Source organism: Mycolicibacter longobardus (genome assembly GCF_002102265.1).
Lineage (GTDB): Bacteria > Actinomycetota > Actinomycetes > Mycobacteriales > Mycobacteriaceae > Mycobacterium > Mycobacterium longobardum.
Genome location: NZ_LQPG01000011.1, coordinates 178,884 through 188,829 on the forward strand (window position 1 = coordinate 178,884; position 9,946 = coordinate 188,829).

Sequence of the window (9,946 nt, forward strand, 5' to 3'; positions counted from 1 at the left end):
CAGCGGATGAACCGGAGTCGGTGGGGGAGAACGGGGACGTAGCGAAGGACCACGCGGTCGGCGACACCGACACCGCCGACCCCGCACCGGACCGCCCGGATGCCCCGGACACCGGGGAAGCCGCGGGCGCCGACGAGCCCGCCGAGGTCGAGGGCCCGCGGCGGCGGGCCCGCCGCGAGCGGGCAGAGCGCCGCGCCGCGCAGGCGCGTGCCGAGGCGATAGAACAGGCCCGCCGAGAGGCCAAGCGGCGACTGCGTACTGGTTCTGCGGAGCCGCCGAAACGTGTTTCGCGGGGCACCATCCGGGGTCTGAAGATGGTGCTGGCCGCATTTCTGGCGGTGGTGCTCGTCGTCGGGCTCGGGCTGATCCTGTACTTCACACCGGTCATGTCGGTGCGCGACATCGAGGTCACCGGGATCGCGGCGGTGACTCGCGAAGAGGTGCTGGACGTGGCGCAGGTGCGGCTCGGAACGCCGCTGCTGCAGGTTGACACCGGAGGGGTTGCCGAGCGGGTCGCCGCGATTCGGCGGGTCGCCAGCACCCGGGTGCAGCGGCAGTATCCGTCGTCGCTGGGTATCGCGGTGATCGAGCGGGTTGCCGTGGTGTACAAGGACTTTCCGGACGGACCGCACCTGTTCGACCGAGACGGCGTCGACTTCGCGACGGCAGTGCCTTCGACGATGCTGCCGTACTTCGACGTGGACAACCCCGGCCCGACCGATCCTTCCAGCCGCGCCGCACTGCAGGTGATGACCGCGCTGGCCCCCGAGGTCGCCGGGCAGATCAGCCGGGTGGCGGCCCCGTCGGTGGCGTCGATCACCCTGACCCTGGCCGACGGCAGAGTGGTGGTCTGGGGCAATACCGACCGCACCGTGGAAAAGGCTCAGAAGCTCGCGGCGCTGCTCACCCAGCCCGGCCACACCTACGACGTGTCGAGTCCGGATCTGCCTACCGTTCGGTAGCTCGGCCGGCGGTTCCTCAGCGAAAATTCGTGGCCTTCGAGGAAAACTCGCGCGGCGTGTCTCGGCGCGTCGGCGCCGATGACGGCGGGGGCGGCCCTACTGTGGCGGTTGCGCGGGCCAACTTGACATAACTCTAAGCCTTTGGTTGAGGTTGAGGGTTTGGCGAGGTTTGACGCAAGGCAGATCGGGAGTTCCGCGCCAGGCCCGGCCCCAGAGAGGACTCCAATCCCACCAGGGAGGAAGACGAACGATGACCCCACCGCATAACTATCTGGCCGTCATCAAAGTCGTGGGTATCGGTGGTGGCGGCGTCAACGCCGTCAACCGGATGATCGAGCAGGGCCTCAAGGGCGTCGAGTTCATCGCGATCAACACCGACGCGCAGGCACTGTTGATGAGCGACGCCGACGTCAAGCTCGACGTCGGGCGCGACTCCACCCGGGGCCTCGGCGCCGGCGCCGACCCGGAAGTGGGCCGGCGGGCCGCCGAAGACGCCAAAGATGAGATCGAGGAGCTGTTGCGCGGCGCCGACATGGTGTTCGTCACCGCCGGCGAGGGCGGCGGCACCGGAACCGGCGGCGCACCGGTGGTCGCGACCATCGCGCGCAAGCTCGGGGCGCTGACCGTCGGCGTGGTCACCCGGCCGTTCTCCTTCGAGGGCAAGCGCCGCAGCGCCCAGGCCGAGAACGGGATCAGCTCGCTACGGGAGAGCTGCGACACCCTGATCGTGATCCCCAACGACAGGCTGCTGCAGATGGGCGACGCCCAGGTCTCGCTGATGGACGCGTTCCGCAGCGCCGACGAGGTACTGCTCAACGGTGTCCAGGGCATCACCGATCTGATCACCACCCCCGGCCTGATCAACGTCGACTTCGCCGACGTCAAGGGCATCATGAGCGGCGCCGGCACCGCGCTGATGGGCATCGGATCGGCCCGCGGTGACGGCCGGGCGCTCAAAGCCGCCGAGATCGCGATCAACTCGCCGTTGCTGGAGGCCTCGATGGAAGGCGCCCAGGGCGTGCTGATGTCGGTCGCCGGCGGCAGTGACCTGGGGTTGTTCGAGATCAACGAGGCGGCATCGCTGGTCCAGGACGCCGCGCACCCCGAGGCCAACATCATCTTCGGCACCGTGATCGACGACTCGCTCGGCGACGAAGTCCGGGTAACGGTGATCGCTGCGGGCTTCGACTCCGCCGGCTCGGGCCGCAAGCCGGTGACCGGGACGCCCGGTCAGGCCCGGCACGCGATGGCGTCCGGGCAGGCCGGCAAGGTCACCTCATCGCTGTTCGACCCGGTGGATGCGGTCAGTGTGCCCGCCCCCACCAACGGTGCGACGGTCAGCGTCGGCGGACGCAACGGCGATGACGGAGTCGATGACGATGACGTCGACGTTCCGCCGTTCATGCGCCACTAGCAACAGGGTCGCGGGCCGGTGAGTTTTCGCGTCCGGCGGGTGACGACCACCCGCTCCGGTGGCGTGTCGGCGGCTCCGTTCGACAGCTTCAACCTCGGCGATCACGTCGGCGATGATCCGGCGGCGGTAGCGGCCAACCGTTCGCGGCTGGCGACGGCCACCGGGCTGGGACCCGACCGGCTGGTGTGGATGAACCAGGTGCACAGCGATCATGTGGTGGTCGTCGACGGGCCGCGCGACACCCCGGTAGACGCGACCGACGCACTGGTCACCGCGGTGCCCCGGCTGGCGATGGTGGTGGTGACCGCCGACTGCGTCCCGGTGCTGATGGCCGATGCGCGTGCCGGGGTGATCGCCGCGGTCCATGCCGGCCGGGTGGGCGCGCAGCACGGCGTGGTCGCTCGCGCCCTGGAGCAGATGTTGGCGGCCGGTGCCCAGATCGGCGACATCTCGGTTTTGCTGGGCCCGGCGGTGAGCGGGCCGAACTACGAGGTGCCCGCTGCGATGGCAGACGAGGTGGAGGCGGCATTGCCGGGCAGTCGCACCGTCACCGCCGCGGGCACGCCAGGCCTGGATCTGCGGGCCGGAATCGCCCGGCAATTACGGGAATTGGGCGTTGAAGCGGTCGACGTCGACCCGCGCTGCACGGCGGCCGACCCCAACCTGTTCAGCCACCGCCGCGACGGGCTCACCGGCCGGCTCGCATCACTGGTATGGCTGGAATGAGTCCGTAATGGATGTCGCTGGCGGGGGTGGGTGAAACCGGTTGTGACTGTCCGCGTGTCGTTGCCACGCCAAGGCGCTCGCTGCCGTTACCGTCACCGTTATTAGTCACTTCAGTCACACCTTCATCACAGTCATCAGAGAAGGGTCCAATGATGAGCACACTCCACAAGGTCAAGGCCTACTTCGGGATGGCTCCAATGGAGGACTACGACGACGACTACTACGACGACGGCGATGACCGCGCGGGCTCGCGCGATTACGCCCCTCGGGCGGAGCGGTTCGCCGAGGACGTCTTCGACCGGGTCGGAGGCCGTTCGGAGGGCCGCTACGACGACCGATTCGAGGACCGGGACTACGACGACGCGCCCGCCGGTTACCGGGGCGGCTACGAGGACGACCCCCGCTACCGCACCCGCGAGTTCGACCGTCCTCGCGACTTCGAGCGCTCACGCTTCGCCTCGCTGCGCGGTGCCACCCGCGGCGCCCTGGCGATGGAGCCACGCCGGATGGCGATGATGTTCGACGAGAGCAGCCCGCTGTCGAAGATCACCACGCTTCGGCCCAAGGACTACAGCGAGGCGCGCACCATCGGTGAGCGATTCCGCGACGGCACCCCGGTGATCATGGATCTGGTGTCGATGGACAACGCCGACGCCAAGCGGTTGGTCGACTTCGCGGCAGGCCTCGCCTTCGCCCTGCGCGGCTCATTCGACAAGGTCGCGACCAAGGTGTTTCTGCTCTCGCCGGCCGATGTCGACGTGTCGCCCGAGGAGCGTCGCCGGATCGCCGAGACCGGTTTCTACGCTTATCGGTAGGCTGGGCTGACAGTCGGGCCGGTCAGCGATGCTGATGCGGGCACACCCTCGTCAGTAAGGTCGCATTCCGTTGGCGCTGTTCTTCACGATTCTCGGTATCGCGCTGTTTCTCTTCTGGTTGCTGCTGATCGCCCGGATCGTCATCGAGTTCATCCGCTCATTCAGCCGTGACTGGCACCCGCGGGGCGCCACGGTGGTGATCCTGGAGTTGATCATGAGCATCACTGATCCACCGGTGAAGCTGCTGCGGCGCCTCATACCGCAATTGACCATCGGTGCGGTGCGCATCGACCTGTCGATCATGGTGCTGCTGCTGATCGCCTTCGTCGGAATGGAACTGGCGCTACAGCACGCCGCCTGAAACACGCCCGCTTGAGGCGCCCGGGTCGGCCTCAGACCCGGGTCAGCCGCAGTCGCCAGGCATGGGGCCCGCGCTCCTCATAGCCGACCGCCAGTCGGCCACCGCTGCGCTCGGCGAGCTGGTGCAGCAGGGGGATCGGGTCGTGCGGCGCCACCAGCAGCATCGATCCGCCCACCGGAACCGCGTCGAAGGCGCCGAACACCGTCGCATGCCGGATGGCGTGCGGAACCTCCCGCACGTCGAGCTCGGGCACCTCGTCGTCCTCTTCGCCGCAGCCACAACCGCCGTGGCTGTGGCCCTGTTGCTGCGCGGGACCGCGGTCGTGCTCGACCTGCGGCAGTTGAGCGGCCAGTTCGGCCAGCGAGATGCCGCTGGCTTCGGCGAGCGCGGGCAGCAGCAGGTCGGCGACCTTGCCCAGCAGCGCCTCCAACAGCACACGTAGCGCCTCGGCATGCGCGACGATCTGCACCCGGTCGCTGTCGCGGGCGATCCGTGCCGCCGCCTGCTCGATCAGCTGGGTCTCGCCGAGCAGGCCCTCGACCAACAGCCGCGAGCGCTCGACGGTGGCCGCGGCCGGATAGATCAACTCCATCGCGGCGCGCAGTTGTGGCCGCACCGCCTGATCGATGAACGACTGCACCGCGCGGTGGGCGTCGTCGAACGCCGGGCCCGCCGTGCCGATGCTGGCGAGCACCGCCGCTCCCAGGGCGGCCTGGCGGCCCAGTAGCTCGGCGTAGCGCGACCGTACGTCATCGACCGCCGCCGAGTCCGCTGCGCTGGTCGCCACCACCACGTCATTGGTTGTCATTCGGAGTGTCCTTCCGGTTCGTCCCCGATGGATCTCAACCCTCCGCAGGCCCGCGGGCCGGCCGCCACCAATTTTCACAGGTTGGCATTGTGAATAATACGGCGTGGCCGGCCGGGCCGGTACCCGGCGCCCGGGAGCGTCGCCGGGATCGGCTGGGGACACGTTTGTGCGGGAGTGAAATACGCCGTGTTTCGCGGGCCGGATACCTAACGGCTTTGCTGCCCGCGGCGGATGGGCGGAACCCTCTGGAGCTGTCGACGGTCGCAGAAATCCCTGATCCGGTGGCTTCGAGCCCCCCGTGGAGGCCTGACGGTACCGCTCACCGGCGAGGATCGATGATCGCGCTCATCGGCTGCGTTTGCCAAAGCGTGATTTCTGTGGCAGCAATTTGAAATTCGCTCTTAATATCATTCTCATTGCCGAGCACAGCGGCGGATGTGACAGGATGGACGGCAGTTACAACACGGCTAGCGTATTCCCGGTCGACCATCCTTGCCTGATCGGCGCTACCTACTACCTGACTCGAGGGGGCAGACGATGCCACTAACACCGGCAGACGTGCATAACGTCGCGTTCAGCAAACCGCCGATTGGGAAGCGCGGCTACAACGAAGACGAGGTCGACGCGTTCCTCGACCTGGTCGAAACCGAGCTGACGCGGCTCATCGAGGAGAACGCCGACCTCCGCCAGCGGGTCAGCGAGCTCGATCAGGATCTGGCGGCGGCCCGCGCCGGTGGTGCCCCACAGGCAACCAGCTCGATCCCGGTCTACGAGCCCGTCCCCGAACCCGTGGCGCCGCCGCAGCCGGTCGTCGCCCCGCAGGCGGCCCCCGACTTGTCCACCGAGGAGCAACACCTCAAGGCGGCGCGGGTGCTGAGCCTGGCCCAGGACACCGCCGACCGGTTGACCGGTACGGCCCGGGCCGAGTCCGAGAAACTGATGGCCGACGCCCGCGCCAACGCGGACCAGATCGTCAGCGAGGCCCGGCACACCGCCGAGACGACCGTCGCCGAAGCCCGTCAGCGCGCCGATGCCATGTTGTCGGATGCGCAGACCCGCTCGGAGACCCAGCTGCGCCAGGCCCAGGAGAAGGCCGACGCGCTGCAGGCCGATGCCGAGCGCAAGCATTCCGAGATCATGGGCACCATCAACCAGCAGCGCACCGTACTGGAAGGCCGCCTGGAGCAGTTGCGCACGTTCGAGCGGGAGTACCGCACCCGGCTCAAGACCTACCTGGAATCGCAGCTTGAGGAGCTGGGTCAACGGGGCTCGGCCGCACCGGTCGACAGCAGCGCAACCGGTGACGGCGGCGGCTTCAACCACTTCAACCGCGGCACCAACTGAGCGCCGGAATCGAGCGGTAACACGGCGGAATCGAGTAGTTCGCCCGTCGAGCTGGAGGTGAATCGATGCTGATCATCGCGTTGGTGTTGGCGGCAATAGGACTTGCCGCGCTGGTGTTCGCCGTGGTCACCAGCAATGCGCTGGTGGCGTGGGTCTGTATCGGCGCCAGCTTGCTGGGTGTGCTGCTGCTGATCGTCGATGCGCTGCGGGAACGGCGCGCACACGTGTCAGCGGGCGCGGTCGAGGCCCCCGAGGAGTCCGTCGATGCGGACCTCGATGCAGACGTTGCCGAGGTCGAGAGCGCCGATACCTCCGATGCCGCTGAAGCGGTGGGATTCGATGCTGCGGTGGGTTTCGACGCCGAGGCGACCGATGAACCCGTCGACGAGTCCGCCGTACACCCCGCAGATCAGCCCTGATCAGCCCGTAGTCGGCGTGGCCAGAAGGTCGCGGACTTCATCGTCGCTGACCTGGTGAAAATCGAGGTAAGCCTGGCCGACGGCATCGAAGGCGGCGGGCATCGTGGCGCAGACGACGTCGTCGGCCTCCTGGGCGATCTTGCGGCAGGCCGACAGCGGGCCCACGGGTACCGCGACGACGATGGACGCCGGCTCGGCCGCTTGAACGGCTCGCACGGCCGCCAGCACGCTGGCCCCGGTTGCGATGCCGTCGTCGACCAAGATCACCACCTGGCCGTGTAGGACAGCTGCCGGCCGATCCCCGCGGTAGGCGCGTTCGCGCCGACGCAGTTCGGCGGTCTCACGTTCGATCACGGCCTGTACGGCCTCGTCGCTGATGCGCAGGTCGGTGATCACCTGGTCGTTCATCACCACCTGCCCGCCGGCCAGCGCGCCCATCGCCAGTTCGGGCTGCTGCGGCACGCCGAGCTTGCGCACCAGGAACACGTCCAGCGGTGCGTGCAGGGCGGCGGCGACCTCCCAGGCGACCGGCACGCCACCCCGGGCCAGCCCCAGCACCAGCAGACCGTCGGCGTTGCGGTAATCGGACAGATGCCCGGCCAGCACCCGGCCGGCGTCGCGGCGGTCTCGGAACGTGCGGGACGCCGGCTGGCGTAGAAAGGCGCCTGGTCGAGTCATCTCCCCATCGAGCCTACGACGGTAGGGCCGGGCCATGACGGGTGTTCGTGAGGTGGAAGCGATTCATTCCACGCGGTGTCCGAGGGGGGAGTTGGCCACCTGCGACACGGGTTGAGATCTTTGAGTTAAGTCGTTGACCAGCAAGTTTCTGGGGCGGTGATGCGAGGCTGACTTGCGGCCGACTGCGAATTTACCCGACTACGAATTTTGGGGAGTCCCTGGTGCAACAGCTACCTTCGCGCCAACAGCAGGAACAGGGCTGATTCCGGGTCGTGTCCGTCGCCATCGCTCGATCGACTCACCGATAATCGACACGGCCACGACGAACCGCGGGCCGTTTCCTGTTGTTGCCCGCCGCGTCGGTGCCCTGTGCGACTCTTGCGAACGTGACCATCAACCCGCACCGCGACGAGATCGCCGACTATCTCCGCCGCGCTTCCTGCCACTTCGGCCACACCTTTCGTGAGGAGCGAGACGGGCTGTCCGTGGACGAGGCCGCCGAGAAGCGGGATGTTGGACGCGATCAGGTGGCGTCCTGTCGCCGCGCCGTGTACCGGGTACTCGCCGGAGAGTTCTCCGCCAACGAGACGCAGGCCACCTACGACGAGGCCGTGTATCGCGCGCTGCTGCACTTCCGTGGCGAGATGTCGGATGGGCTGCGTCAGTACGTGCTCGGGCAGCTGACGCGGTTCAAGGCCGAGTGGTTGCCCGATCTGAAGGTAGAACCATTGCAGTGCCCATACGCCGTCGGGAGCCCAGCGAAGGCAGGCGCGGTCAAAGTCCGGGAACCACACGTGTGCCCCGACTGCCACATGGCGCATGCGGGGGATTGCTGGTGATTGGGTATACCGCAGGGATGCGTCTGCCGCCGGGGCTTGCATGAGCGAGCTGGGGAGGGACCAGGGATAAACAAGCTCAACTGCCCGTGGAATTTGCGGGACGGCGTGCTGGCGTGGCTGTACGGTCTGTGGGTCGACGGGATCACCATGGCTGAGGCCCGGAAGGACAGGGGCGGTGTCGCGAGACGTTCGTCGATGATTGGCAGGGCACGCAAGACGCGCTGACTTGGACAGCGCCAATCGTAATTTTGGCGGACATAGACGATGACGAGCGATCCTGTTCAGCAAGAACAAGACTCGGTTTTGTTCGGCCCCGATGCGCCGAGTGCTCGGGCGTGGCCACGCGTGCCTGATGCCTGGGCTGACAATCCGCACATTCTGCGGTGGTGGACTCCTGCGTGCGACAAAGCGATCAGTGAGCTGATCCGACGCTGGCACTGGCACTATCCGTGGCAGCTGTCAGACGCAGTCGCCACGGTCGTTGGCAAGTCCACCATTGACCGATGGGCCGCGGAGGACCCGAAGTGTCGCCACTACGCCTACTACAACGTGTTGATGTATTTCGGCATCGCCCGTGCGCGACGGGTCGGTCTGGAACGCGCAATGCCGATGCCGCGGGAACGAGTCTGCCTACTGTGCGATACCGGCTTCGACGAGGATCAGGTGCCGATGAGCCAGGTCCGGCGCCTCGGCAGCCTCGACATCGTTGATTACTGTAAGGACTGCTTCAGCAGTGCGGCTTACGGCGGTGACGTCAACGATCCCCGGATGACCGCCCGTGACGTTGAAACCTACATCCAGCGGCTGGCACAGATCACCGACGCTGTGCCTACCCAGAATTTTTTCGACGAAAGCGGCGTGTACCTGGGCTGGGACTGCGAAACCCGGACGCGGCTACTACTTCTTGCAGCGGATCGGCCATTTCCTGAAGTGGTCAAGCGCACCCACGGCAGCTGGCTCGCCGCACTCACCGCGGCAGGCATCCTCGATGGCGGCGTCCACAAGACCGCACGCGGACATCGCGCGCTTGCCGTTGACGGCCACGTCTGTCACTCCCTCGGGGAGAAAACGATTGACGACTGGTTAGCCCTTCATGACGTACCTCATGAGCGGGAGCCGTCGTATCCCGGTAGCAACTATCGGGCCGACTTTCTGGTAAATGGCAAATTCGTGGAGTACTTCGGCCTGGCTGGCGACGCCGAGTACGACGAGAAGATCCGATGTAAGCGCGCCTGGCCAAGTCCGACCACCTGGACTTGGTGGAGATCAGCCCGAAAGACCTCGCCCACTGGGGTGTGGCGCAGCAGCGGATCGCCACCAAACTTGGGATCGAACTCCTTTCGGAAGGTCAGGTCGTCGGCCGACGGCGTGTGATCACTTCACGCCGTGAGTCGATCGACCCGGCTCCGTGACCGTCATAGCCCGGCCAGCAGATCTCACCTGGATCGCCGCGGCCCGGAGTTTGTTCCATCTCGACTGTTCCGAAACGGTGGGGATAGAACGGTGGGGATAGATCAGTAGGTTTCATTCATCGGGAACACGCCAGAGTCGGACTGGGACCATGCAGAGCTAGCGTGCCG

General features: G+C 67.0%; 11 protein-coding genes. 9 read left to right on the top strand and 2 right to left on the bottom strand.

Features of this window, described 5'->3' with window-relative positions:
- Positions 1 to 20 precede the first annotated feature (20 nt).
- The 5 genes from AWC16_RS06960 (at position 21) to AWC16_RS06980 (ending at position 4,278) form a co-directional block, all read left to right on the top strand.
- Positions 21 to 962, top strand: coding sequence for a cell division protein FtsQ/DivIB (locus AWC16_RS06960; RefSeq protein WP_085264123.1), 942 nt, complete (start codon positions 21 to 23; stop codon positions 960 to 962).
- A 250-nt stretch (positions 963 to 1,212) separates the two neighbouring features.
- On the top strand, positions 1,213 to 2,376 hold the full coding sequence (gene ftsZ / locus AWC16_RS06965) for a cell division protein FtsZ (RefSeq protein ID WP_085264050.1): 1,164 nt from the start codon (positions 1,213 to 1,215) through the stop codon (positions 2,374 to 2,376).
- Positions 2,377 to 2,394: 18 nt separating this feature from the next.
- The gene (pgeF, locus tag AWC16_RS06970; protein WP_085264051.1) at positions 2,395 to 3,102 is read left to right on the top strand and encodes a peptidoglycan editing factor PgeF; all 708 of its coding nucleotides are present in this window, start codon (positions 2,395 to 2,397) and stop codon (positions 3,100 to 3,102) included.
- A gap of 152 nt (positions 3,103 to 3,254) precedes the next feature.
- Positions 3,255 to 3,917: a cell division protein SepF gene (locus tag AWC16_RS06975; RefSeq protein ID WP_085264124.1), complete on the top strand. Its 663-nt coding sequence runs from the start codon at positions 3,255 to 3,257 to the stop codon at positions 3,915 to 3,917.
- Positions 3,918 to 3,987: 70 nt separating this feature from the next.
- Entirely contained in the window at positions 3,988 to 4,278 is a 291-nt protein-coding gene (locus tag AWC16_RS06980; protein WP_085264052.1) for a YggT family protein, read from the top strand.
- 31 nt (positions 4,279 to 4,309) lie between these two features.
- On the opposite strand, the gene AWC16_RS06985 is transcribed toward AWC16_RS06980, so the two are convergent.
- Positions 4,310 to 5,086: a DUF2249 domain-containing protein gene (locus tag AWC16_RS06985; RefSeq protein WP_085264053.1), complete on the bottom strand. Its 777-nt coding sequence runs from the start codon at positions 5,084 to 5,086 to the stop codon at positions 4,310 to 4,312.
- A 537-nt stretch (positions 5,087 to 5,623) separates the two neighbouring features.
- Between AWC16_RS06985 and wag31 the strand changes: the two genes are divergently transcribed.
- Together wag31 and AWC16_RS06995 are read left to right on the top strand one after the other, a co-directional pair.
- Positions 5,624 to 6,430: a DivIVA-like cell division protein Wag31 gene (gene wag31, locus AWC16_RS06990; RefSeq protein WP_085264054.1), complete on the top strand. Its 807-nt coding sequence runs from the start codon at positions 5,624 to 5,626 to the stop codon at positions 6,428 to 6,430.
- 65 nt (positions 6,431 to 6,495) lie between these two features.
- Positions 6,496 to 6,849 (top strand): hypothetical protein, encoded by a 354-nt coding sequence (locus AWC16_RS06995; RefSeq protein ID WP_085264055.1) that lies wholly within the window; start codon positions 6,496 to 6,498, stop codon positions 6,847 to 6,849.
- On the opposite strand, the gene AWC16_RS07000 is transcribed toward AWC16_RS06995, so the two are convergent.
- Positions 6,850 to 7,527 carry a phosphoribosyltransferase gene (locus tag AWC16_RS07000; protein WP_085264056.1) on the bottom strand — a complete coding sequence of 226 codons (678 nt, stop codon included), beginning with the start codon at positions 7,525 to 7,527 and terminating at the stop codon, positions 6,850 to 6,852. It abuts the gene before it with no gap.
- Between the two features lie 386 nt (positions 7,528 to 7,913).
- On the opposite strand from AWC16_RS07000, the gene AWC16_RS07005 reads away from it, so the two are divergent.
- Positions 7,914 to 8,366: a hypothetical protein gene (locus AWC16_RS07005; protein ID WP_133055918.1), complete on the top strand. Its 453-nt coding sequence runs from the start codon at positions 7,914 to 7,916 to the stop codon at positions 8,364 to 8,366.
- Between the two features lie 264 nt (positions 8,367 to 8,630).
- Positions 8,631 to 9,740 carry a hypothetical protein gene (locus tag AWC16_RS07010; RefSeq protein WP_133055919.1) on the top strand — a complete coding sequence of 370 codons (1,110 nt, stop codon included), beginning with the start codon at positions 8,631 to 8,633 and terminating at the stop codon, positions 9,738 to 9,740.
- Positions 9,741 to 9,946 lie beyond the last annotated feature (206 nt).